The organism is Shewanella sp. BC20 (assembly GCF_003129585.1).
In the GTDB taxonomy this organism is placed as follows: domain Bacteria; phylum Pseudomonadota; class Gammaproteobacteria; order Enterobacterales; family Shewanellaceae; genus Shewanella; species Shewanella seohaensis.
Genome location: NZ_NHRI01000001.1, coordinates 188,533 through 211,463, shown reverse-complemented (window position 1 = coordinate 211,463; position 22,931 = coordinate 188,533). Strand labels below are relative to the sequence as shown.

At 47.1% G+C, this 22,931-nt stretch carries 22 protein-coding genes; 15 read left to right on the top strand and 7 right to left on the bottom strand.

Annotation, left to right across the window (positions count from 1 at the left end):
* Nucleotides 1-22: 22 nt before the first annotated feature.
* Nucleotides 23-730, bottom strand: coding sequence for a DUF2461 domain-containing protein (locus CBX96_RS00915; RefSeq protein WP_109285395.1), 708 nt, complete (start codon nt 728-730; stop codon nt 23-25).
* Between the two features lie 230 nt (nt 731-960).
* On the opposite strand from CBX96_RS00915, the gene CBX96_RS00910 reads away from it, so the two are divergent.
* The 7 genes from CBX96_RS00910 to CBX96_RS00880 all read left to right on the top strand — a co-directional run bounded on the left by CBX96_RS00910 (nt 961) and on the right by CBX96_RS00880 (nt 7,595).
* A complete protein-coding gene (locus tag CBX96_RS00910) occupies nt 961-3,174 on the top strand; it encodes a TonB-dependent receptor domain-containing protein (RefSeq protein WP_109285394.1) in 2,214 nt (737 codons plus the stop codon).
* A gap of 134 nt (nt 3,175-3,308) precedes the next feature.
* A complete protein-coding gene (locus CBX96_RS00905) occupies nt 3,309-3,872 on the top strand; it encodes an alkylphosphonate utilization protein (RefSeq protein WP_011626751.1) in 564 nt (187 codons plus the stop codon).
* A gap of 175 nt (nt 3,873-4,047) precedes the next feature.
* Nucleotides 4,048-4,584, top strand: a complete 537-nt coding sequence (locus CBX96_RS00900) for a MarR family winged helix-turn-helix transcriptional regulator (RefSeq protein ID WP_109285393.1) — start codon at nt 4,048-4,050, stop codon at nt 4,582-4,584.
* A 69-nt stretch (nt 4,585-4,653) separates the two neighbouring features.
* Nucleotides 4,654-5,667, top strand: a complete 1,014-nt coding sequence (locus CBX96_RS00895) for a succinylglutamate desuccinylase/aspartoacylase family protein (RefSeq protein WP_109285392.1) — start codon at nt 4,654-4,656, stop codon at nt 5,665-5,667.
* Nucleotides 5,668-5,715: 48 nt separating this feature from the next.
* Entirely contained in the window at nt 5,716-6,342 is a 627-nt protein-coding gene (locus CBX96_RS00890; RefSeq protein WP_109285391.1) for a fumarylacetoacetate hydrolase family protein, read from the top strand.
* A gap of 4 nt (nt 6,343-6,346) precedes the next feature.
* Nucleotides 6,347-6,955 carry a Crp/Fnr family transcriptional regulator gene (locus CBX96_RS00885; RefSeq protein ID WP_109285581.1) on the top strand — a complete coding sequence of 203 codons (609 nt, stop codon included), beginning with the start codon at nt 6,347-6,349 and terminating at the stop codon, nt 6,953-6,955.
* A 133-nt stretch (nt 6,956-7,088) separates the two neighbouring features.
* Complete coding sequence (locus CBX96_RS00880; protein WP_109285390.1) at nt 7,089-7,595, top strand: YgjV family protein; 507 nt, start codon at nt 7,089-7,091, stop codon at nt 7,593-7,595.
* Between the two features lie 8 nt (nt 7,596-7,603).
* Here the strand turns inward: CBX96_RS00880 and CBX96_RS00875 are convergent, their stop codons facing one another.
* The 4 genes from CBX96_RS00875 to CBX96_RS00860 form a co-directional block, all read right to left on the bottom strand.
* Nucleotides 7,604-7,846: a hypothetical protein gene (locus CBX96_RS00875; RefSeq protein WP_011626746.1), complete on the bottom strand. Its 243-nt coding sequence runs from the start codon at nt 7,844-7,846 to the stop codon at nt 7,604-7,606.
* A 163-nt stretch (nt 7,847-8,009) separates the two neighbouring features.
* Nucleotides 8,010-9,287, bottom strand: coding sequence for a sigma-54 dependent transcriptional regulator (locus CBX96_RS00870; RefSeq protein WP_109285389.1), 1,278 nt, complete (start codon nt 9,285-9,287; stop codon nt 8,010-8,012).
* Nucleotides 9,277-11,601, bottom strand: coding sequence for an ATP-binding protein (locus tag CBX96_RS00865; protein WP_258293822.1), 2,325 nt, complete (start codon nt 11,599-11,601; stop codon nt 9,277-9,279). The genes CBX96_RS00870 and CBX96_RS00865 overlap by 11 nt, the downstream gene beginning before the upstream one ends.
* Before the next feature lie 44 nt (nt 11,602-11,645).
* The gene (locus tag CBX96_RS00860) at nt 11,646-12,800 is read right to left on the bottom strand and encodes an ABC transporter substrate-binding protein (RefSeq protein WP_258293820.1); all 1,155 of its coding nucleotides are present in this window, start codon (nt 12,798-12,800) and stop codon (nt 11,646-11,648) included.
* 484 nt (nt 12,801-13,284) lie between these two features.
* Between CBX96_RS00860 and CBX96_RS00855 the strand changes: the two genes are divergently transcribed.
* The 6 genes from CBX96_RS00855 to CBX96_RS00830 all read left to right on the top strand — a co-directional run bounded on the left by CBX96_RS00855 (nt 13,285) and on the right by CBX96_RS00830 (nt 18,629).
* Complete coding sequence (locus CBX96_RS00855; protein ID WP_206191659.1) at nt 13,285-14,628, top strand: MFS transporter; 1,344 nt, start codon at nt 13,285-13,287, stop codon at nt 14,626-14,628.
* Nucleotides 14,629-14,718: 90 nt separating this feature from the next.
* On the top strand, nt 14,719-15,762 hold the full coding sequence (locus tag CBX96_RS00850; RefSeq protein ID WP_109285387.1) for a porin: 1,044 nt from the start codon (nt 14,719-14,721) through the stop codon (nt 15,760-15,762).
* An 82-nt stretch (nt 15,763-15,844) separates the two neighbouring features.
* Nucleotides 15,845-16,453: a histidine phosphatase family protein gene (locus tag CBX96_RS00845; RefSeq protein ID WP_258293816.1), complete on the top strand. Its 609-nt coding sequence runs from the start codon at nt 15,845-15,847 to the stop codon at nt 16,451-16,453.
* A 69-nt stretch (nt 16,454-16,522) separates the two neighbouring features.
* Nucleotides 16,523-17,113 carry a histidine phosphatase family protein gene (locus CBX96_RS00840; RefSeq protein ID WP_109285386.1) on the top strand — a complete coding sequence of 197 codons (591 nt, stop codon included), beginning with the start codon at nt 16,523-16,525 and terminating at the stop codon, nt 17,111-17,113.
* Nucleotides 17,114-17,278: 165 nt separating this feature from the next.
* Nucleotides 17,279-18,088 carry a hypothetical protein gene (locus CBX96_RS00835; protein WP_181382115.1) on the top strand — a complete coding sequence of 270 codons (810 nt, stop codon included), beginning with the start codon at nt 17,279-17,281 and terminating at the stop codon, nt 18,086-18,088.
* 124 nt (nt 18,089-18,212) lie between these two features.
* Nucleotides 18,213-18,629, top strand: a complete 417-nt coding sequence (locus CBX96_RS00830) for a DUF3224 domain-containing protein (protein ID WP_109285385.1) — start codon at nt 18,213-18,215, stop codon at nt 18,627-18,629.
* 148 nt (nt 18,630-18,777) lie between these two features.
* Here CBX96_RS00830 and CBX96_RS00825 read toward each other — a convergent pair whose 3' ends face one another.
* Nucleotides 18,778-19,326, bottom strand: coding sequence for a BON domain-containing protein (locus CBX96_RS00825; protein ID WP_109285384.1), 549 nt, complete (start codon nt 19,324-19,326; stop codon nt 18,778-18,780).
* Nucleotides 19,327-19,598: 272 nt separating this feature from the next.
* Nucleotides 19,599-20,075, bottom strand: a complete 477-nt coding sequence (locus CBX96_RS00820; RefSeq protein ID WP_109285383.1) for a hypothetical protein — start codon at nt 20,073-20,075, stop codon at nt 19,599-19,601.
* A 253-nt stretch (nt 20,076-20,328) separates the two neighbouring features.
* Here CBX96_RS00820 and CBX96_RS00815 point away from each other — a divergent pair, with 253 nt between their 5' ends.
* On the top strand, nt 20,329-21,702 hold the full coding sequence (locus CBX96_RS00815; protein WP_109285382.1) for a sigma-54-dependent Fis family transcriptional regulator: 1,374 nt from the start codon (nt 20,329-20,331) through the stop codon (nt 21,700-21,702).
* A gap of 107 nt (nt 21,703-21,809) precedes the next feature.
* On the top strand, nt 21,810-22,886 hold the full coding sequence (locus tag CBX96_RS00810) for an L-dopachrome tautomerase-related protein (protein WP_109285381.1): 1,077 nt from the start codon (nt 21,810-21,812) through the stop codon (nt 22,884-22,886).
* Nucleotides 22,887-22,931 lie beyond the last annotated feature (45 nt).

The following is a 22,931-nucleotide window of genomic DNA, read 5'->3' as shown; positions in this document are numbered from 1 at the left end:
ATGCAAAAACTAATGCAAAAGCTTAAAAGTCCAACTCGAGGGCAAAGCACAAGTAAGCCATCAATTGGCTACAGTGGGCGAATTGTTCGGCGCAGTAGCGGGCGGCATCGGCTTGGCAGAGTCGCTCGAAGGGAATTGGCTTTAGAGCGATAAAGTCCTTACGTTTGAGCTCGTCCAGCATAGGGTGATGCTTATCGAATCCCTTTGGCGGGCGCGTCAAACTATCACCATCCATCACAAAGCCTTGACTAGTTAAGGTGTGCAGCGCCTTTTTATAGCCGTTGGGGTTTTCATCGATACAAGTCCGAATCGCATTCAGTACCTTGGATTCGGGATGCCAAATACCAGCGGCAATAAAACATCCATCCTCGGCAATATGTAAATACAGCCCTGGCGCATGCACATCTTTACCCTGAAAATGCCGAAACTGGATCCCCACATTGGTCTTGTAGGGTGTCTTATCATTGCTAAAACGGCTATCGCGCTGTGGACGCATTAAGCTGCCGCCGACTTTTTTGGCAACCGCCGTTAATCTTGGGGAAATAGCAAGGATATCAGGCTGAATTTGCTCGATAAAACGCAGTGCAGGGGTTCTGACCTTATTTTCATATTCTTCCTGATGGGCTTTAAACCAGTCGCGGGAGTTATTGAGCGCCAGCTGCTTAAGAAAATCTAAGCTGGCGGCCGTAAATGCCAACTCGGTTTGGGGTTGTGCGGTTAGCTTAGTCATGTCCATAAAACCTTTGAGGTGCTTGAGACTGGAATTCCGATTGTTAATCAAAACAGGCTAGTGCGAGTTGAACAAATGCGCGTGGATATTGCAAATTCTTCGAGCATTTATCTGCCGTGACTTTCAGGTTGCGATTTACATGTAAAGCTATGTGAGAATTATTCTCATCTTTAACTTTGATGCCTATAATGCCGCCCTATTTTTTACACTAGGTAACAGGGGATGGGGAGATGGGATATCAACCTAAGAGCAGGATAGCGAAAATAATGATGGGTTGTGCGGGTTTGACGGTATTGCCTGCGTTGCCACTCAATGCCAAGGAGGTATTGGGAGCGCCTAAGGTCGAGCCTATCGAGATATTACAAGTACATGGTCAGCAATATCGCCGAGCGACCACTATGACTAAGCCGGGCGAGGCGATCATCTCGATGGAGCAAATTGAAGAGATGCAAGCGACCACATTTGCCGAAGTCATCGATGATATGGCCGGTGCCCATGTTGATGGCGGGACTCGCAGTGGCGGCGAGCGCATTAACCTATGGGGATTTGGCGAAACAGAAGATTTTAATATTTATGTCGATAACGCCCCCGTGGGATTTGAGCAGTATCGCTATGGTTCGTTCTTCTTAGATCCCGATTTAATCAAGCGAGTCGAAGTGATTAAAGGGGCCCACGATGTCCGCTCGGGGAACGGCGGTTTTGGTGGCTCCATGTATGTAGTCACAAAATCTGCAGATGATTTTTTAAATTACAATCAAAGTGTTGGAGCAAGAGTTAAAACCAGTTACGCCAGCAATAACGACGCCAAAAGCTACACAGGAACCCTTTATGGCCGAGCGAATCGACAACTTTCAGGCTTGTTGCATATCACTCGTCGTGATGCGGGGGATGTGACGCTCGCTAATGGTGATGAATTTGAATACTCAGGTTATGAGCAAAATAATTACCTCGGCAAACTGGATTATGAGCAGGGCGATCATCAATTTATGTTGAGCCTGACCCATTATCTCGACGAAGGGCGAAAGCCTTGGGCCAATCGCCGTGGTCCTATGCCCGCGATTTCTGACTACAACATCCGTAAATATGGCTCCTATGAACAGGCGCTCTATGCCACCACGGCCTACAACACCTATGAAGACAATACTTGGTCGGCGAATTATCGCTATTCACCGAGTAATCCTTTAATTGATACCCAGATTGTGATTTCCCATTCGGCGAATGCGCGCCATTGGATCAGGCCGCCAATTGCGTGGGAGAAGATGACTGTCTCCGTCGGCAACTTCGGCCATGAGTCTTGGCTGGATTACAAGCGTGACTACATTGACATCAACAACTTAAGCATTGTTGGGGATCATGAGATCACCATAGGGTTGCAGTTCCGTAGCCTCGATAGGGATTCAATGGTCTTCAATAAAAGTTATGAGAAAAATCCCGAGAAAAACTACGGTTGGTACACCCCCTATTATCAGCCCGAAGGGCGTCAGGATACTTATGCAGTGTATTTGCGCGATGCGATTAGTGTGACAGATGAGCTGACCATCACCCCTTCACTACGGTATGACTTTATCTACAGCATTGGTCGTCCCAACATTGCCCCCGATTACAACGACATCGCGGCGGGGCACGACTACAGTTCGACCCATCATTCGGGCTTTTCACCGCGATTGGGTATCGACTACCAGCTAACAACGAATACCCGAGTGAATTTCGATTACGCCTACAGCTTACAGGCGCCAGTGGTCGATGAAATCTATGCGGTGCAATACGTCAAGGCGAGCATTACCGGCACGAGTCGAGATATTGATGTTGAGCGTCTGCACGCCTTTAAACTGGGCTTGATGACACAGCAAACCCATCTTTTTGCCGCCCAAGATACGCTTTCAACCCAAGTGACTTTATTCGCTAACTTGGGGCGGGATGATATTGCCCAGCGCCGCGGGGCAAAGTCCGACCCCAATCAAGCGATTCAAAGTGGTTACACCAATCTTGACGGCTATGAGATCTACGGCGCCGATCTCGAGTCCCAGTACCGTTATCAGTATTTATTCAGTGACTTAGCCGTTTCTTGGTTACAGGGCGAGCATCGGGGATCGCTCAGAGACAGCCAAGGCGAGGATGAATACCTTGCGAATATCGCGCCGCTGGATATTCGCCTGCGTGTGGGCATGTACATTACCGATGACATTTCAGTCGCTTGGCAAGGTACTTGGTACGATGCGCAGGATAATGTGCCTCAGGGGGATATCTTTAACGCTGAGTCCCCAAGTGAGAATTATTTATTACAAAATATATACTTAGCCTACGAGCCACAAGAAACACTCAAAGGACTAAGCGTGCGCTTAATGGCAAAAAATCTGACGAACCAGCAAGTGACGCCGTTTCTCTCGGATGGCATCCCCGCGCCGGGGCGAGATATTAGACTCAGTTTAGCTTATGAATTTTAAGGATTAAATGGGAATTCCAAGGATGGATAAACAGATAACTCATATAAAAAATAGGGTTATCTTGCCTTCCCCCCTGCCGTGAAAAGCCAATTTATGGCATAATCCGCGTTTTATTACGCATGTAGACAGAAAAAATGACTGAAAATGAATTGCTAACTCGCTGTGGCGGCAAATGTGAACTCTGCGCAAGTGACGTCGAACTCTCTATTTATGACTTACCGGCTTCCGATGGTCATGAAAACGAGATCATGATTTGTGAAAATTGCAGCAGCCAAATCGCAGCGCCGGATACCATGGACATGAACCACTGGCGTTGTCTGAACGACAGCATGTGGAGCCAAGTCCCGGCGGTTCAAGTGATGTCATATCGCATGCTGAAACGCCTAAGCAGCGAAAGCTGGGCGCAGGATTTACTGGATATGCTGTATCTGGAAGAGGATTTACGCGCTTGGGGCGATGCCGAAGCGGCTGCCGCGAGTGATGATACACCTCCGACCTTAGACAGCAACGGTGCGGTACTGAACGCTGGCGATACCGTGGTCATCATTAAAGATCTCAACGTTAAAGGCACCAGCTTTGTGGCAAAACGTGGCACCGCGGTTCGCAATATCTCGTTGACCAATAATCCAGAGCATATCGAAGGCCGTGTGAATGGTACTCGCATTGTGATCTTGACCTGCTTTGTGAAAAAGTCGTAAGTCACTATCGCTAAAGCTTGTTTGAACACTTAACCGCTCAATTTCTATTAATTGGGCGGTTTTTTTATGCAGAATGCAATCTTATCTGCCCACGAAAAGCCTGCGCATATACAAATCGTTTAATTAGGCGATAAAATGTGTGGCATGTGAAGAATCTTTATATAGAGATAAAGCTATGGTAAACGACTCGCAATCACCCGGCGCAAAGCAACAGTCGACTCCCACTGAAGATGGATTAGATACGATCCTTGGGCAGTGGCAGGCTCAAGGGGTGACAGAGGATCTAGTGCCAATGGCGGTGTTAGGGCGCATTGCGCGCCTGACCAAATATATGGAAAACGCCATCGCCCTTTGTCATGGCGAATTTGGCTTAGGTCAGGGGGAGTTTGATGTGCTCGCGACCCTCAGACGTTCAGGCGAGCCTTATATGCTATCGCCTTCGCAGCTGTATCAGAGCATGATGTTAAGCTCGGGCGCCATGACCAGTCGCTTAGACCGGCTTGAAAATAAAGGGCTTATTGCCCGTGAGCACAGTAAGGAAGACCGCCGCGCCGTGCATGTGTCGCTCACCACCGAAGGCAAGGCGTTAATTGATGCGGCGCTGCCCAAACATATTCAATGCCAGAGCGCATTATTGGCAGGGGTGCCGAGCGCTGAGCGCGAAATATTACAGCAGATTTTAAAGACGTGGCTTGCCCACTTTGAACGTTAATCGGCCCAATTTGGGGGACGAGAGACAAACTGTTGTATGGCGTCTTAGGGATAGCATCAGGGAGTGACTATGGTAAAAAAACGCGAAGCGTTTGAAATTGAAGGCAAGCGAGTAGTTGCGGGCACGCAAATGGGGATAAAACTTCCCGCCGCTAAGCTCTATACCGATACCCAACTCGATATTCACGTGGAAGTGTTCCATGGCCTCAAACCTGGCCCGACACTGTTAGTCTGCGCCGCCATCCATGGCGATGAGCTCAATGGCATAGAGATCTGCCGGCGCTTGCTTGGGCGCGTCAATCCTAAGAATTTGGCCGGCACCCTGATTGTGGTGCCCATAGTCAATGTGTTTGGTTTTATTCAACAATCCCGTTATCTCCCCGATAGACGCGATCTTAATCGTTGTTTCCCCGGCTCGAGCAAAGGTGCGCTGGCGAGCCGTTTAGCCAACCTTTTTGCCACCCAATTACTCGTGCATGCAACCCATGTGATTGATTTACATACGGGTGCTATTCATAGGGATAACTTGCCGCAGATCCGCTGCGATACCAGTGATGTAACCATGTTAGCCATGGCCAATGCCTTCGGCGCGCCACTTATCATGCACTCCAAGGCGCGCAGCGTGTCGATGCGTGGTTATGCGAACCAACAGGGCATTCCCTGTATTTTGTATGAGGCGGGCGAGGCGCTGCGCTTTAGTGAACTGGCGATTAAGTCGGGTCTTAAGGGCGTACTCAATGTGATGCGCAGCCTTGGTATGCTCAAGGGGCGAGTCAGTAACAAGGTCGCCAGCGTGAGTGCGATTCGCAGTTATTGGGTCCGCAGTGAGTCCGATGGTTTAGTGAATATGAAGCTTAAACTCGGGCAGCGGGTCAATAAGGGGTATATCATCGCCCATATTGTGAGTCCGCATGGGGGAGATAGCGTAGCCATTCGCGCGCCCACCGATGGCATTATCATAGGGATTAGCAATATACCTGTGACCAACGAAGGTGAGGGCATGTTCCACATTGCGCAGTTCGAGGGGGATGAAATTGAAATCGCCAACGAACAACTCGATGAGTTTTTAATGGAATACGCCTGATATTAACTGTGCCATAGCTTTACAGCCAATCGAGCAATGAGGAGTCAAATGAAGACTGTTAACGTCGGTGATAAACAGATTTGCCCGAGTAAAATTCTTTGTATTGGGCGTAATTATGTCGACCATATCCACGAACTGGGTAATGACATTCCCGAAGATATGGTGGTGTTTTTCAAGCCAAACTCGGCGATTAGCACAGTGCTGCATGCTGAGCATTTAGGCGAGGCGCTGCACTATGAAACTGAGTTGTGTTTTATCTATCAGCAGGGGCGTTTTAGCCATGTTGGGGTCGGGCTGGATCTCACTAAGCGAGAGCTGCAAAGCAAACTGAAAGCCAGGGGATTGCCCTGGGAAAAAGCCAAAGCCTTCGATGGCGCGGCGCTCTTTAGTCCCTTTGTTACTATCGATGATGCCAGTGCGGCATTTGAATTTAGCTTAACGATCGACGGGGCGTTAACTCAAGCGGGCCATATTGAGTTAATGATCTATAACCCGCAGACGATTCTAGAAGAATTACAACGCTTTACTACCTTGGAAGACGGCGACATTGTGATGACAGGCACCCCAAAAGGGGTTGGCATCATTCCACCGAATCGGGTATTTAAGGTGGCCTTAGGCCTTAAGGATGCGTCACACCAAACGCCATTGGTCGAATGTGAATGGCAAAGCCAGTAATGCAATGACGGCGCCTTCTGCATCGGCTCATCAGGCGACTACTGAGCAGGCAATCAACCCCCTTTGGCAATATTTGCTCGCCTTAGGGGCCGAGCCTGAGCATTTAGCGCCGCTACTCAGTCAAGCAAGGGCGCTTTCATATCTGCCAGGCGAATGCTTATTATCCCAAGGCGAGCACCAAACTTTTGCCTATTTTGTGGCGGATGGCATAGTGCGCGCTTGCCACTATACCCAAGAGGGCAGTGAGCGCTGCAAGGAGTTTTACTTCGAAGGTGAGCTTTGTTTCTTATATCGCAGTTGGTTAAAGCAGGATATTGCGCCCTATCAGCTAGAAACTGTCAGTGCTTGTCGGTTAGTACAAATGCCACTTGCCGTGTTAAACGAGCCATCGATGCAGCGAGTACAACTTGCACTACTCAAACAGCAATTATTGTATAAAGAACAAAAAGAAGCCTTTTTGCTGCTCAACACACCAGAGCAACGTTACTTACATTTACTCGAGCATTTTCCCCTCTGGGTTAAACGGTTAACCCATGCCCAACTGGCTAATTATATTGGTATTACCGCGATTAGCCTGTCGCGGATCCGTAGACGTTTGCAAGATTCAGTATAAATAGCCATCCAATTAACTTAAGTTAATGCGCTTTTAGGTCATCCCCTGCATGCTCCTCGGCTCTAAGTTTGAGTCACTGCGGAATGTATCGGCTTATGTTATAGGCCGATATCGAACCCTAAAGGAGCCTATCTTGAGTGCTTTTACCCTGTCGCAACTATTGGTGGCGATTGCCATCGTTTTCGATTTGATCTCGTTTCAATTTAAGGCGCGTGAGCGCATCGTCGCCTGCTTATTCGTCTCGGGCATCTTAATCTCCATCCATTTTTGCTTATTGGCACAATGGACGGCCGCTGGGCTAATGGGGATTGCCAGTGTGCGTTACCTCACCAGTATTTTTACAACGTCTAAAAAGGCCATGTGGGGTTTTAGTGGGGCTGCGGTGCTGATGAGCGGCTTGACCTACAGCGGGCTTGTGAGCGTGATAAGTTGTATTGGTACACTGTTTCAAACCCGCGCAGCCTTTTGTCAGGCGGATAAAAATCTGCGCTTATTGATGATAGTCGGCACCAGTTTTTGGTTGTGCCACAATATCTTAGTTGGCTCACCCGTGGCGGTATTGATGGAGCTGCTGTTTATAGGCAGTAATCTCGTGGGATATTACCGCCATTATTTTCGAGGACAATTACGCTCATCCTAAAGGAAGGCTTAGATACCTGCCACGGCTTCCATATCTAGCTCGATATCGGTACAGCCCTTAGGGCAGAAAATTCCAGCGGCTTGGTCGGCTTTAGCCGTCTCCGGCAAGATAACTTTGAGGGTTTGATTGCAGCTTGGACATTGCACTGGCTTGCCTTTAAAGACCCGTTTAATCAGGTTTTTCTGTTCATTAAACGAGTTTGCAGTGCTTTGGTTTAACACGGCAAAAGGGCTAGTCGAAGCATTGGTCATAGACAATTAGATCCTTAAGGATTCAACAGGGATTAACGATTCTGGGGCTACGCAAAGACTTGCCTATCCACCAGTGTGGGGGATTATAGCCTGAGTTGCTGCTGGATGGAAAAGCGCAAATCGGCTTACTCATCTGAGCGATGAGTAAGCCGAGGGCGTCGATTTATGACTTAGGCTTAAACTTGTCTTTCTCCAAGTTCAGTTTTTTCATTCTTAGATACAGCTTCTTACGTGGGATCCCTAAGTAATTAGCGGCATCTGTTACCCTGCCTGAACACAAATACAGAATGTTCTCAATCACTTGCTTCTCATAGGCATCGACGAGTTCATCGAGTGGTGCCTCGGGGGCTTGCACTAATTTAAGGGCTTCTTCGCCGGGGAGTTTGATAATGCCAACCGCATAGAGCTCGGCGAGGTTTCGCAGCTCGCGGATGTTTCCAGGCCAATGGTGGCGCTTGAGGATCTCTATGTAATTTAAGTCAATTTTAGGGATAGGGATGTCAAAGCGCTTACAGCTTTGGCTCAGGAAGTTACGGAACAAGGGAATAATATCGCTCTTACGCTCGGCCAAGGTGGGCAATTGGATCCGAGCCTGTGAGAAGTAGTAATAGAGTTCGGGCAACAAAGCGCCGGTTTTGACCTCATCGTCGGGATTAGTATCGAAGATACAAATGGTTCTATGGCTTTTGGTGTTGAGTCTTTCTTGATCCAGCAGGCGAGTACATAGCCAGCGTTGATGCTCATGGCTCAGTTGAGTTAATGAACGCAGCACTAAGGTGCCATTTTGGACTTTGGCAATGCTGGCCTCTAACTCGGTTAAGCTGGGGGACTCTTTACAATCATGGATGATTAAGCTGTTGTTTTTATGCTGACTTAAGCTATGAAGCACGGAAGCGACTAAATGGCGACCCGTGCCGATTTGCCCCTCAATCATCACATCTTTATCGATTCTGGCAATTTGGCTCAGTTGCTGGCGGATCTGGTTGATTTGCTCGCTGGTGCCAAAGAGGTGCTCTTTAAAGGTGCTCGAAATCGCCTCACGTTGTTCAATGATCCCTTGGCGGATCTGTTGTGCGCGCTTCAGCAGCTGTAAAAATTGCGCCGAATCGAGGGGTTTTTCGAGAAAATCGAATGCTCCCCGTTTAACCGCCTCGACGGCCAGAGGAATATCACCATGACCAGTGATCATGATGACGGGGATTTCGGGATCGATTTTTTTCACTTCATTGAGTAAATCCATGCCATTCATCGCCGGCATATAAATGTCTGAGACGACAACCCCATTCCAATGTTCATTGAGTAGGGCAAGGGCCTTAGTCGGCGAGTGGGTTCCCTTAGCGCTGTAGCCCGAAAGCTGCAACAAATGACGGTATGCCGTCAGTACATCCTCATCATCATCGACGAGTAGCACGGTAAAGGGCGGCGAATTTTCAATCGGCATTGCGGAACTCCAAAATAATCATAGCGCCGCCATCTAAGTGTGATGCCAGATAAATGTCAGCGTTAAAACGTTCGAGAATCGAGCGGCAGATGCTCAATCCTAAGCCTAGACCAACGGCCTTGGTGGTGGTAAAGGGGGTGAAAATTTGCGGTAAAATACTTGGCGCAAATCCCGGCCCATTGTCGTAAATGGCCAGCGTCAGTTTGGCTGCGCTTTGTTCAAGCACAGTCACATAGATGTGTTTATCGGCCTGGCTTGCGGTGGCATCCATGGCATTAATCAGGATGTTGAGCTGCACTTGCTCGACTTGAACCGCATCCACTTGGATAAGATATTCTTTAGTCAACTCATTATGAATCATGATGTTTTCGTTTCGCGCGCGGGTTTCGACCAGTACCAGCGCATTATTCACCAGTTGATTGATATCGATACTGACGCTCTCCACCTGCGTGGGGGACTTGCGCGCAAAGTTACGGATAGCCGAAATAATTTTTGCCATCCTGAGGTTCATCTTTTCCGTCTTGCCTAGCATCTCGGTAAGTAACTCAAGTTGATTGGTCTCAAGCGCCAAACGGCAACTGTATAAATAGGTGCTGACGGCCGACAGCGGCTGGTTTAACTCATGGGCAAGGCTGGTCATGGTTTGGCCGACCGCCGCCATTTTGGCCGCCTGGATAAGGTCCGCCTGCGCTTGATATAAATGCGCTTCCGCCAGTTTGCGTTGCTCAATTTCTGCGGTTAACTCTTGGTTTTTCACCGTGAGGTTTAAGGTTCTGTCCGCCACTAAGCGTTCGAGTTCGCGGGTGTTTAGCTCCTGTTTAGTGATGTCGGTAATCGTCACCATATACTTGGCTTGGCGAGCGTGTTCGAAAGCCTGCAGGTGAAAATGTAAGTACTGCGGCGCGTTATGTTTCACTAAATTGAGGATACATTCACTTTGTCCTGTCCGGCTCAATTCGCTATCGGTGGCGAACTGCGCCAATAATTGCGGTTGGCAAGCGGCAGGAAACGCCTGCCACAGGGTCAATTGCGGCGCGAGTGTGTTCAGACTCAATAATTGCAATGCATGGGGGTTAGCCGATTCGATTTCGCCATTGGGATGGCAGGTGATCAAGCTGGCTTGAGCGTTATTGATCAGCGTTAGCGCATTGCTTTTGACCATGGCCTGCATATCGACACAGAACTGCCGTAAACAGTCGCCCATGTGGCCGATTTCATCTTTTCCTTGGGTGGTGATAGGCCAATCTAAATGGCCGTCGGCCACATTTTTCAGGTCAATTTCGAGGGTGTTGAGGCGCTTTAATACCCGTTGGCGGATAAGCACTGTCAGCACTAACACACTGATCACAATAGAGATGATAGAGATAAGCACAATTATCAATTTGCCATTGATGATCATCGACTTAGTGTTGGTGTTGAGGGAGTTAAACGCTTGGCTCGATTGTTCGAGTGTCGCAATATTTTTGAGGTGAAATTGGGTTAACACTTGGGTTAAGGGGTCGGCTAATTGGGATAATGCCAACTGCGCCTGGGTATCCAATTTAAGTAGTCGGATCAATTCACCATTAGAGCTAATCAGGGTGATGAGATTCTTCATGATCTGTCTATGGCTGATTGTCGAAGGGAAGCTGGTGAGTTTCTCCACTAAGGTTTCGATTTCAGCGATTTTTTGATCCAGATATGAGAAGGCACTGGTTAATTCCCGGGTGTATCTCTGGTCAATAATCTCATTCACTAGGGTAAATAGCTCAGTCTCCTTGGTGGATAACTCCTGCAGAATAAAGAACTCATTCATCAGGGCATTCGGCGATAGGTTATCGACAGGGTGCGAGAGTAACCGAGTGACGTGCCACTCGACTTCCTGCATCAAAGGTGTCATCTCATCATTCAAATCCTGATGCAACCAAGTGATACGTTTTTGAAGGTTATCAAGCTCTTGGCTATAGGCTATTTTTTGCTTTAACAATGTGTCCTGTTGTTCAATTAAACGGGAAAAGTGCTCGAGTGCCAGCCGTTGCTCTGGGAGTCGTTGGCGGTCGGGGTTGCTGCTGATATAGGCTTGCTTAATCGTGTCGATTTCATTTTTTAAATCGTTCTCAAAATTTTGATAGCCGAGTTCATCATTTATTTTATAACTGTTCGAGATAATGCTTTGCAGGTTTCCACTAGAGCGTTCGAGCATATAAGCGCCATTTAACGGTGGCAGACTGTGCTCGACAATATGATTGATTTTATTACTCAGTTCTTCCCAAATGAGCACTGTCGTAATACCAATAAATAGATTTAAGAACGTCATGCTCGCAAAGGCGAGCATTAATTTGCCGCCTAGGGATGTGGGTATTTTAAAATAATTCGTTTTCATCGTTTTTGGGACGCTAGGCTATTCATTAAACTAATGGCTTGGTCTAATTGTGATTCACTTTCTTTACGCCATTGGTACATTATTTGTTCTATTTCGGTGGCGTGTTTATATTCATTCGCCTGCCGAATAAATTGATGTTGTAACTGTAATGATTCCGTTTCATTAATCGGCACCGCGCTGGCTAATTGCCGCGCTTGCTTGATGATATTTTGCTCATCTGGCGAAATATTATTTGTGGCTTCTGCCTGATGGATCAATTTCCAGGCGAGCTGCAGTTTAGGTAATTGATAGGTAATGACTTGATCAAATAAGGCATTAATAATAGTTGCCCGATTAAATAATAGGTCTTCATTAATCACGGGGTGGGAGCTTTGCGCTAGGCTGGCATCCGTGAGCGAGTGTTTAGCAATGGCGCTGGAGCTGATCAGGGTTTGGCCATTGTTAGAGAGAAAATATTGAATTAGCTTCGCAACATTGGCTTTATTTCGGCCGCGGGGAGTGACTGAAATATAGGTCGGTAAAATCACCGTGTTGGGTAAATAGTTAAAATCGGTAAAGGGAAATTTATTTTTAGCATCAATCGCATAGCTATCAATCACCACCCCAGCCCCCACGAGTCCGCGGGAGATAGATTCACTCACCCCAAAGCTTCTGGCCGAGACTGAGGCCAAATTGCCGCCCACTTCACGTAGTAAGGCCCAGCCCTGTTGCCAACCTTTTTGCTGCAATACCCCTTCGACCATCATGTGTGTGGTGCCCGAATTGTTAGGGGTGCTCATCATGATATGCCCAGAAAATTGTGCGGCAGCCAGGTCTTTCCAGGTGTGGGGTATGGGTAAGTTGTTTTTCTCCAGATATCGCTGGTTATACATGATGGTGATGCCTGAGTAACCTAACGCAATGGTTTTATTGCTCTTTGTTAGGTCGTGCACAGTTAACCAAGCTGGCATCTCGTACTGCTCTAAGGGGGCGACTATCAGTCCCTCATTATCTAAGTCATGGAAGAAGGTTGGACTGGAGGAAATGATCATATCAACCGGATTGATTGATGATTGCTGCACCCATTTTAGGGCAGGGCCGGTGCGGCGGTATACCACTTGAATTGGAATATCGGGATTTAACTGTTTGAATTCTTCGAACAATGCTCCCATTGGTTCTTCAGAAAATGTGGTTAATACCACTATAGGTTCGGCCGCTCTGGCGGAATGAACAAATACGCTTAAGCAGAGGCTAGCGCACAACAATAATAGTGACCTTGAGATGTTAATTTTTATTTTCTGTCGTGGATTTTTTGTCGCCACTTTAATGTCACTCATACCTTTCACACCTTAATTGGTGACTCAACTCGCATATTTTTTAAATTTTTAAATTCTTACTTTGCGACGGTTGAGTCAAATTTGACTCGATTTTTTGGGGTTTGAAATAGCTTAAGTCATCTTTATCGATTTCGCTTTGTACTAACACATAGGAATTAGCTTTCTAAGGACGAGTTTGTGTCAAAACTAACCCTTTTTTACCAATTTGTTGCGAGTCTGACTGGGTATTAGTGTGTCTGTGAAAATGATGTTACATCGGGTTTTGGTATGTGCATCGTTATTTTTTGGCTAACTAGACTTCCAACTTTTGGAGCAAGCTATGATAAAAAAATTCTTCCAAACCGGTGCCGACCGACCAATTATGGACGAAACGCCCGAAAAAATTCGTTCGATTTATAAAAAATATCAGTGGCAAGTTTTTATTGGCTTAGTGTTCGGCTATGCCATGTTTTATGTAGTACGTATGGCGTTGAGTGTGGTGAAAAAACCTATGCTCGACTCGGGTATAGTGACCATTGAAGAATTGGGCTTAATGGGCTCTGCGTTCTTCTTTACCTATGCCATAGGTAAGTTTTCCAATGGTTTCTTAGCGGACTATGCCAACATTGGCCGCTTTATGTCTGTGTCGCTCATGCTTTCCTCCATAACCTGTATGGCCATGGGGATGGGCGTTGCCGGTTTATTCTTCGTGATCCTGTGGGGGATGAACGGCTGGTTCCAATCTGTGGGCTCTGCGCCTTCATGTGTATCGATTTTCCAATGGTATTCGCCTAAACAGCGGGGCAGTGTGTACTCCATTTGGGGCGGCTCACGTAACATTGGTGAAGCCATCAGCTGGATTTTAACGGCATCATTAGTCAGTTTCTTCGGTTGGAAGATAGGTTTTGTCGGCGCAGGTATTGCTGCATTTGCCGCCGCGGCCTGTATGTTAGTCCTGTTAAAAGACCGCCCACGTACCTACGGTTTACCCGATCCTGCAACGGCATATGGCGAAGAACCCGAATCAGTAAAAGGCCATGATCCCGCTGCTATTCGTAAGGCGCAATTCTTTGTATTAAGACAACCTGTGGTTTGGATTATCGCCTTAGCCTGTGCGGCGATGTACTCATCACGTTATGCCATGAGTTCATGGGCCGTGTTGTACCTGCAGTCTGAGAAGAACTATTCCCTGATCGACGCGGGTGTGGCCATGTCTTCTTACCCCATCGCGGGATTCTTCGGCGCCATCCTATCTGGGGTGATTTCAGACAAAATCTTCAACGCTAACCGTCACATTCCGACCTTCTTATACGGTCTTGCCAATATCATAGGTATGAGCTTGTTATTCTGGGGTTCTGATAGCCGCATGATGGATGCCTTCGGCCTAGGTTTAATCGGCTTCTCTATCGGTGGTCTGGTGGTGTTCCTCGCGGGGTTAACGGCCTGTGACTTAATGCCTAAAAACGCTGTTGGTGCGGTTAAAGGCTTTATCGGACTGTTCTCTTATCTCGCAGCCTCTATACAAGAGATTGTTTCTTCTAAATTAATCCTGGTTACCGAAGTGGCTGGTGTTAAGCATTATGACTTCGGTAGTGCGCAATATTTCTGGATTGGTACTTCAGTGCTCTCGATTGTGCTGGCTGCTTCGGTATGGCGCGCGAAAAAAGTCACTGTCGTTGATTGATTAGCCTGATGAGGTCATGGCTAATCACCATGACCTTTTTAAAAGCGTTTCTTCTCAATCATTAATCTCAAACTAAGTAAGAGAAACACGATGAAAAAAGTCATATTAACCGCTTCAGTGCTTGCTGTGTATTCATTACCTGTGATGGCCGATGATTCACCCGCAGTCTATGGTCGTTTGGATTTATCCGTGACCCATTCCGAATTAGGTTCAACCGTTTATAGCGGTACCAGTGGCGTTGATGTGGGGGAAAGCGGCACCTATCTTGAAAACAATTCTTCCAATATTGGTGTTAAGGGCAAATCGGCACTCAGTGATGGCATTAATGTCATCTACAAGATGGAGTTCGGCGTTAACAACACCTCTAATCGGGCGAACGATTCCAGCAAGGTATTCTCGGCGAGAAATACTTACCTTGGCGTCGAAACGGCCTACGGCACCTTGCTTGTCGGGCGCAATGATACGGTTTTCAAAACCGCCGAAGGCAAAGTCGATATTTTTGGAACGACCAATGCGGATATTAATCAATTGGTCTCAGGGCAGACGCGTAGCGCCGATGGTATTTGGTATTACTCGCCTAAGTTATTCGGCCTGATGGATATCAACGCAACTTATTTATTACAGGATAACTATGGCGCCGATAATGAGCTGTATGCCCTAAGTACCACGCTTGGGGATAAAGATCTTAAAAAGGCGCCTTATTATGTTGCCGCCGCCATCAATAAAGGGATCGCCAATATCGATGCCTATCGGTTTGTGACCCAAGTAAAGCTTGGCGACATGAAACTGGGCGGGATTTTTCAACATACCGAAAGCTTAAAATTTTCCAATATGGAGGGTAACTCCTATTTCATTAATGCCACCTACGACCTCTGGGGCACCACATTAAAGGCCGAGTTTGGCCAAGACAACGCTGGTTTGGGCGGTTATTTTTCTAAACTCGTTGGCCCAAATGAGCAGATAACAGATGTGGACATTAGCCAATTTACCCTTGGCGCAGAGAAAAAATTGACCAAATCGACCCGTGTATACACCCATTACGCTATGTATGAGGGTGAGTATCAAATGTCTGGCATTACCCAGGACATTGGCGACGATAAGGTCTTCACAGTCGGTGTTCGTTACGTTTTTTAAGCGTTTCAACTCAAGCCGAGTGCAATAGCAAATAGGCACTCGGCTCACTTTCCAACTTAATGGCGCAGTAGAGGTGATTAAATTGGCCAATCTATATTTAATTAGTCAGGGAGACGCAACAGTAGAAGCATTCCAACCGTCAGTACCTTCTCAGGCAACCTTGTCCAGTCTTGGGGAGGTGCATGTGAATATGCTGGCCCACTCCTTAAGGGACACACGTTTTGAGATGGTGTATGCCTGTTCTTCACCCTTATCGATGGAGACGGCTGAAATCTTAAACAGAAATAGAAAGCGCGCTATTTCCGTAATCAAGCGATTAGCCCTAGCCGATTTTAAGTCCGACTTTGACATTAACGGCGAATGCTTTGATTTATCCCTGTGTATTTATACTATGATGGCGCAATCCCGCGGCTTTTGTTCTTCCATCCATGCGCAATTGAAAATAGTCGAAAAACGCCTGTTAGAGATTGTCGAAAATATCGGTGCCTTATACAAAGGCAATGTGCTTATTGTGATGGAACCCCTGATGGTGAAGTTATTGACGAACCATTTCTTAAGCGAGCAAAACGTTGAAACTAAGTGGAATTCCATCCGTCCAGCCAGTTTGAGCATCTTACATTCCGATGCCAAGGGATGCCATTTGATCCTCAATAACGATATCTCCCATTATCAATGCCAAAGTGTTGCCTAAGGCATTGGTAACATTAGGTATTGGCAAAATACGCATTGACATCATTTATCTGATTTTTAGGTTATTACATTGACTAGCAAAACGATTTATTTATTACGCCATGGGCAAACACAGTTTAATGCAGAGCTACGTTTGCAGGGACATTGCAATTCGCCGCTCACCGAACTCGGTGAGTTACAGGCGAAAACCGTGGGTTATGTATTGAGTGAGTTTGTTCAAGAACCGCAGGACTGGGCATTTTATGTGAGCCCCTTAGGACGAGCGGTGCAAACCGCCGAAATCATTTGCCAACAAATCGGCTTTCCCGTTGAACGTCTACAACATGATGAGCGGTTAAAGGAGCTTGGTCTCGGTGATTGGGAGCAGCAGCGCGTGCCCGAAATCAAGCAAAACCAACCAGAGTTAAATGCGCTGGCCGATTGGTATACCTATGCGCCGAATGCGGAGACGTTCGCCAGTATCAGTGAGCGCATTCAAGATTGGTTGCAGGATCCGACCGTGCCCGAGCGAGTTATCATCGTATCCCATGCCTTGTCTGGCGCGGTGTTCCGCGGGATTTACGCTAATCTGGATTATCAGGCGCTGTGGTCGCAGGAGATGCCGCAGGACGCCTTTTTTAAGCTTGAAGATGGCAAGGTGACCAAAATTCAGTGCCTATGAGTGGAGCGGGCAAGATTAGCTGAACTTAACCTGACAAATTGCCAAATAGTGTTATTTTTTTACACTTTTCCCGCTCCGCTTTGACTCAGTATCTGTAATACTGCTCCGACATTCACAGAGCTTGAGTTAGGTAAAAAGCGCGAGTAAAGCGCATTGGGGGAGCGGATGAGTATGTTTGTTAAATTAACGATAGCGGCGACTGTCCTTGTGCTCAGTATTCTTGCCGCGGGCATTTATCGTTTTAACATGACCAATGATGATATCTACATGGTCATGGAAGATGGCCAAGTGCTGCAATACGATGAGGCCATGGCACAGGCCGATGCAAAGGCAAAAGCCAAAGAGGCGGCATTATCTTCCAGCGAAGATGCCATCGAATCTGTGGTGCCAAGTGAGGTCAAACCGGTGGCGAATGCCTCCGAGGTGATGCTGAAACTCTTTAGTTTGAATACGGCCAATCCCTTTGAAGTAAAGCTGCCCGATAGCCAACTGCCAGTGGTATTGACGCACTTTATTAAGATCAAGCAAACGGAATTTGCGCTGGGGGATTATCAACAAGGTAATGAAAAGGGGCGGGTATTGCTGGATTATATGCGGATTACGCCGCTTAATTTTGACCCAGCATTAGAGCCTGATACCCAAAGTGATGCGCCATTACAGGACGATCCTAAGCAGCAAACCATGCCCTTTGTGGCGCCTTATATCGTCACGAACCAAGGTTCGGGGGTATTTTGGTACCTTGGCTTGTTTAGCTTAGATTATGCTCAAAATCGATTAGTGCACTTAGGCAGTGTGTTTATTGGCGATCGTATCGAAGTCGATAATATCGAGCCCGTGTATCCCTTTGAGGCGCCATATAAAGTCGCCATTACCTACCGCGACAGGGCGGCAGGCCAACCTATGGCAGAGGAGCCTAAGGTGGCGAAAACCCTTGAGGTCGGTGTGAGTGAATCGGAAATCAAAGCACTGCATTAGGTTTATATCTGGGCTTATGCTAAGTTAATTTTACCTCAGCTACGGCTGAGGTATTTATTTCACCTAGCGGCTGGGAAAGCTAAGGTTTTGGCATAAAGCATAAAATTAAAACAAGGAGCGAGTCATGGAAATGACCAAAGTCACGGGCAAATTTGATGTTAAGCTCAATCCCGAGAGTGCCTATGCCACAGGTGTGGGCGGCATGAACTTGGGCAGAATGACCTTAGATAAAAGCTTTTATGGTGAGCTTGAAGCCCGCAGCCAAGGCGAAATGCTCAGTGCCATGACGGCGGTAAAAGGCTCGGCAGGTTACGTGGCGATAGAGCAAGTCGTAGGTAAACTGTGCGGTAGACAGGGCAGTTTTGTGCTGCAACATTTTGGCATTATGACCGATGGGCAAAACCGTTTACACCTTGAGGTTGTCCCCCATTCTGGCGCAGGTGAACTCGTTGGGTTATATGGCACTATGGCGATAAGCATCGAAAATGGCCAACATTTTTATGAATTTAGCTTCTGCCTCGAACAGGAAGCCGAAGCCTAAGGCATGATGAATATAACATCGCGCCGATAAAACAAAACCAGCCGAAGCTGGTTTTGTGGTTTTTGCCCGAGTGACTAATACCAACAGCTGAGTTACCAACAGCTGAGTTATCAAGAGCTGAATTAGCAAGGGCGGAATGTCAGGACCATTATGAGGTTTTGACTTTGATTTTATCGATGACCTTTTTCACATCATCGGTATTTTTAGCAATGGTCAGGGCTAATTGACGCTCGGCATCGCTAACCACTTCACCCTGTAAGGTCACTACGCCATCGGCAACATCGACGTTAATTTGGGTGCCCGATACGTCGGTCGAGAACAACAGACGGGTTTTTACGACCGTTGCGACCTTAGAGTCGGTTAAGGTCTTCACCACCTCATTGGTGCCTTCGTCTTCTTTCATCACGGTTAACTTGTTATCGACTCCTTTTACACCATCTAAGCTTTTGATGAGCTCAGCGGCGAGCGCCTTATCGACACTGCTCTCCACTTGACCGGTTAAGGTGACATGGCCGTTTTTCACGTCGGTCATAATGTCAAAGGAGTTGAGGTTAGTATTGAGCAACAAAGTCGTTTCGGCCTTGCCATCTAGCCAAGCATCTTTGGCATCGTCTTTCCAATCCTGTGCGGCGGCCACATTTAAACTGATAGAACCGACAAGTAAGGTGGTTAAGGCTAAAGTTGTCGTGTTTTTCATAATGATATCCTCCGTTGTTATCTCGAAGATACTAAAGCGTGAATCGTGCCAATGTTTTTATCCTACTGATTTTTAATGTGATTAATTGGAAGGGTTACCAGTTTTAGATGTTTGGCTTAATCGGCAAATCGGCGCTTTTTACCGACAAAATGTAAATATTACCGAGGGTAATTAAGCTTTTTGGCTTAAATGGGATAGGCGTTAAGCTCAAATAGATCGCAGGCAACAAAAACGCGGCTCAGTTGGCCGCGTTATTGGATGGCATTGCCGCCTTACAGGGCTTGGCTACGCAGGTGTAAGGTATCTAGATGGATTTGTAGCCAGGCAATATCCTCGGCCAGTTGGCTGATTAACCTTGGGTGATTGGCCTTTTTAATTAGCTGTTTGAGGTGATTAAGGCGCTGACGCTCAAGCTCGCAGAGCACGGCGAGGGCATCGGCGAGTTGCTGTTTAATAAGTAAAGCATCGACATCGGCATAGGGCCGAGTCTGCGACGACGGCACTGAGTGCGGGCCTATGTGCGGGCCCATTTGTTGTAATGTTTGGGTGAGCAATTGCTTAAATCGCGCCAGCATCCCTTGATACGTCTTGATTTGGGCAATAAAAATGCGTTTTAGGCTGTAGTCATCGACAGTGGTATTGGCCCGAGTATAAAAATCCACGCCGGTTTGGGTCAGCTCGATTAACTCATTAACCAGCTTAATATCGGCGCTCAACTCGGTCTGATGTTGCGCAACATTAGACTTCATAACGACCTCCTGTGGTAGTTTGGGCTGCTCCGCCGACACGGATTGCCCAACATTTTATGGAAATTTCAGTTTCATTCAGCTTCTATGCATATTTCGTTCACTTTTTAATGATAAGTTAATGTCTTGATTTAACTGATGATATTTATCCATTGTCGCCAGTGCCTCGCTTATTATCGGCAACTCTTACCGTTGAGATTGTTAAAATTTCACGGCTGGCATACAGTGGTGCTTCATTCACAGGGAGTGGCACAAGATGATCCGACCAACGCTTTTCTATCATCTACAGGACTTCGAGACCGAGCAGGCATTAGTACAGCTCGAGGGCGCGCAGACCTACAACAAGCTACGCAGTACCGATGATGTATCTTGGATTAGTCAGCTGGAGGCAAATCGTATCGATGTGGCGATCATTGAGCTGCCCCGTCTAAGCCGTGAAGATTACCTAGCCTTACTCGAGTCCAGCGCCATTGCGGATGTGGAGTTTATTTTCCTCTCCGATGGCCTACCGAATCCTCATCTCGATAAACTCTTATCCAAATACGCGGGCTACCATTTCCGTAAGCCCATCGATATGTCGTTGCTGTGCGAAACCTTAGCGGATTTTGCCCAGCATCTGGTTGCCAATACTTCGACGCGCATTCGCCCCTTTGCTAGCGAATTAGACCAATATGGTCTGCTGGTGGGTTCCTCATTACCTATGCACCGTTTGTATCGCACTATCCGCCGCGTGTCGGCCGCCGAGAGCAATGTGTTGATTATCGGTGAGAGTGGTGCGGGTAAAGAACTGGTTGCCAATACCATTCACTTAGCCAGCCCGCGGGTGAATAAGCCTTATATTGCGATTAACTGTGGCGCCTTGAGCCCTGAATTAGTTGATAGTGAACTCTTCGGCCATGTAAAAGGCTCTTTCACTGGCGCGAATCGTGATCATCAAGGGGTATTTGAGCAGGCCGAAGGCGGCACCTTATTCCTCGATGAAGTCACCGAAATGCCACTCGAGCATCAAGTTAAGCTATTAAGAGTACTCGAAAATAATGAATATCGTCCCGTCGGCAGCCCTAAGGTGCTCAAGGCCAATGTGCGTATTGTGGCGGCGACAAACCGCGATCCTTTAGTGGCGATTGAGCAAGGACAACTGCGGGAAGATTTGTACTTTCGCTTAGCGCATTTCCCCATTCAAGTGCCGCCATTGCGGGAGCGTGGGGAAGATATTGTCGGACTTGCGAAGCATTTTCTGGCCTATCGCAATGCGGCAGAAAAACAGAGTAAAGTGTTCTCGCCCTCAAGTTTAGAGGCGATTGCGGCTCACGCTTGGCCGGGGAATGTGCGCGAGTTAAAGCATGCTATCGAGCGTGCTTATATTCTGGCGGACCATGAGATTACCCCTGAGCATTTACAGCTTACGCCCAGTTTGGATAAAGAGGCGACTGCAGAGGAAAATGTCGTGATCCCCCAAGGTATGCGCCTTGAGGAGCTGGAAAAAATCGCCATTTACCAAGCGCTTGAAACGAGTCAGGGCAACAAAACCGACACCGCCGAGCAGCTTGGGATCAGTGTAAAAACCCTTTACAACAAGCTCAGCAAGTATGAGCAACAAGTCGAAGCGGGTGAGCCGACGGCGGAATAGTGCTGATTATCAAATTAATATTGAAACAGAACCGATTTTTACACTATTTTTTTTGTAAATAATAACTCCTATTCTACAGCCCTTAAACAGAAAAGCGGAGATAGAATATGAAACACTTATTTACTACAGCATTATGGCTTTCTTTGACTGCCAGTAGTTTTGTAAACGCTACCCCAGCGGTAGGAAGTCTTGAAACAGTCGCTGAATTGCCAATACGACCTGGCAATGTCAGCGTCACTGCACAAGGTCGGATTTTTGCCACGGTACATCCACTTGATACGCCGTCAGGTTTACAACTGATTGAAGTTAATCGTGAAACCAATGCTTACAATGCTTGGCCTTCAATGGATTTACAAAAAGCTTCGACTGCCAATATGACTCAATTTGATACCTTATTAGGGATTGCTCAGGACAAAGCTGGACACCTCTGGACCGCAGATATGGGGTTAGAATTAGGTCAGACGAGGATTTGGGGATTCAACATTAAGGATGGCAGTCTATATAAAAAAATTGTCCTACCACAAGCACTCGCGCCCAAAGGCAGCTTTATGCAGGATTTGGTTGTCGATTCACAAAAAGGCTGGATTTATTTAGCCGATATCGCCAACCCAGGCCTCTTAGCAGTGCGTATCGACGATGGTCATACCGTACGTTTTTCAGGTCATAGCTCGCTGCAGGCCGAAGCGGATGCAGTAATGAACATAGATAACAAAACAACATTGTTTAATGGCAAGGTCGCCAGTGTCGCGGTCAATCCCATCAGTTTATCTGCCGATGGAAGTACACTCTATTATGGTGCAATGAATGGCACTCACTGGTATCAGTTATCAACTGCGGCTTTACAAACAGGCAGTAATGATAAAATTATCGCGACTGTAAAATTAGTCGGAGCTAAGCCAGTGTCAGATGGCGCTGCAACGTCCAAACAAGGTAATCATTACTTCACCAATTTGAACCACAATGCCATATCTATGCTAGATAACAAAGGTACGCTATCAACAGCGGTCAGTTCTCCACTGCTGGATTTTCCCGATAGTGTGCAATTTGGTGAAACGGGCTGGTTATATATTTCAGTGAATCAATTGCATAAAGCAAAAGCCTTTAATGGTGAAGCTGAAACAGCCAAACCACCTTATCGCATCATGCGACTCTGGACTGGTGAGGATACCGCTGCGGGTCAATAACACCTTAGCTGCAACTGCAAAGTTGCAGCTTTTCGTTGCAGTATG

Coding starts and splice junctions, on each gene's coding strand:
- CBX96_RS00915 (WP_109285395.1), bottom strand. CDS start 730: ATGACTAAGCTAACCGCACAACCCCAAACCGAGTTGGCATTTACGGCC.
- CBX96_RS00910 (WP_109285394.1), top strand. CDS start 961: ATGGGATATCAACCTAAGAGCAGGATAGCGAAAATAATGATGGGTTGT.
- CBX96_RS00905 (WP_011626751.1), top strand. CDS start 3,309: ATGACTGAAAATGAATTGCTAACTCGCTGTGGCGGCAAATGTGAACTC.
- CBX96_RS00900 (WP_109285393.1), top strand. CDS start 4,048: ATGGTAAACGACTCGCAATCACCCGGCGCAAAGCAACAGTCGACTCCC.
- CBX96_RS00895 (WP_109285392.1), top strand. CDS start 4,654: ATGGTAAAAAAACGCGAAGCGTTTGAAATTGAAGGCAAGCGAGTAGTT.
- CBX96_RS00890 (WP_109285391.1), top strand. CDS start 5,716: ATGAAGACTGTTAACGTCGGTGATAAACAGATTTGCCCGAGTAAAATT.
- CBX96_RS00885 (WP_109285581.1), top strand. CDS start 6,347: ATGACGGCGCCTTCTGCATCGGCTCATCAGGCGACTACTGAGCAGGCA.
- CBX96_RS00875 (WP_011626746.1), bottom strand. CDS start 7,846: ATGACCAATGCTTCGACTAGCCCTTTTGCCGTGTTAAACCAAAGCACT.
- CBX96_RS00870 (WP_109285389.1), bottom strand. CDS start 9,287: ATGCCGATTGAAAATTCGCCGCCCTTTACCGTGCTACTCGTCGATGAT.
- CBX96_RS00865 (WP_258293822.1), bottom strand. CDS start 11,601: ATGCTCGCCTTTGCGAGCATGACGTTCTTAAATCTATTTATTGGTATT.
- CBX96_RS00860 (WP_258293820.1), bottom strand. CDS start 12,800: ATGGGAGCATTGTTCGAAGAATTCAAACAGTTAAATCCCGATATTCCA.
- CBX96_RS00855 (WP_206191659.1), top strand. CDS start 13,285: ATGATAAAAAAATTCTTCCAAACCGGTGCCGACCGACCAATTATGGAC.
- CBX96_RS00850 (WP_109285387.1), top strand. CDS start 14,719: ATGAAAAAAGTCATATTAACCGCTTCAGTGCTTGCTGTGTATTCATTA.
- CBX96_RS00835 (WP_181382115.1), top strand. CDS start 17,279: ATGAGTATGTTTGTTAAATTAACGATAGCGGCGACTGTCCTTGTGCTC.
- CBX96_RS00830 (WP_109285385.1), top strand. CDS start 18,213: ATGGAAATGACCAAAGTCACGGGCAAATTTGATGTTAAGCTCAATCCC.
- CBX96_RS00825 (WP_109285384.1), bottom strand. CDS start 19,326: ATGAAAAACACGACAACTTTAGCCTTAACCACCTTACTTGTCGGTTCT.
- CBX96_RS00820 (WP_109285383.1), bottom strand. CDS start 20,075: ATGAAGTCTAATGTTGCGCAACATCAGACCGAGTTGAGCGCCGATATT.
- CBX96_RS00815 (WP_109285382.1), top strand. CDS start 20,329: ATGATCCGACCAACGCTTTTCTATCATCTACAGGACTTCGAGACCGAG.
- CBX96_RS00810 (WP_109285381.1), top strand. CDS start 21,810: ATGAAACACTTATTTACTACAGCATTATGGCTTTCTTTGACTGCCAGT.